This is a genomic window from Haloferax profundi, from assembly GCF_001469865.1.
GTDB lineage: Archaea > Halobacteriota > Halobacteria > Halobacteriales > Haloferacaceae > Haloferax > Haloferax profundi.
This window is the reverse complement of sequence record NZ_LOPV01000313.1, coordinates 1-360: the sequence shown is the minus strand read 5'-3', so window position 1 is coordinate 360 and position 360 is coordinate 1. Positions and strand designations below refer to the sequence as shown.

The following is a 360-nucleotide window of genomic DNA, read 5'->3' as shown; positions in this document are numbered from 1 at the left end:
AATCATAGATCTAGCAGAGCGATATCCAGAGATAGAGGGACAGGAACACCACGAAAAAGAGAAACGAAGACTTCGATCCCTGCCACCGAAACTCAAGAGCGGGTCGTTTGGGATGACGGATTTGGAAGACATCGGTTCGTGGGTCAACGCTCGATTTATACCGTCAATGGTGAAGAAGAACGACTTGGATGAGGCGAGACAAGTCCTCAAACGAGTACAGGAAACAGATGACGTCGAGGAGAAAATTGTGCTTCTGAGTGAGCTACATGGCGTTTCGACGCAAACAGCGTCTGCCTTTCTCGTCCATACCGACCCGGATGAGTTCGTGATGATGTCCGATCGTTCCATCGAAGCACTCCA

1 protein-coding gene is annotated in these 360 nt (G+C 49.7%); it reads left to right on the top strand.

Annotated elements, in window-relative coordinates:
* Positions 1 to 360 (top strand): hypothetical protein (locus AUR66_RS22660; protein ID WP_231727883.1); only part of this gene is annotated, 360 nt, incomplete at both ends.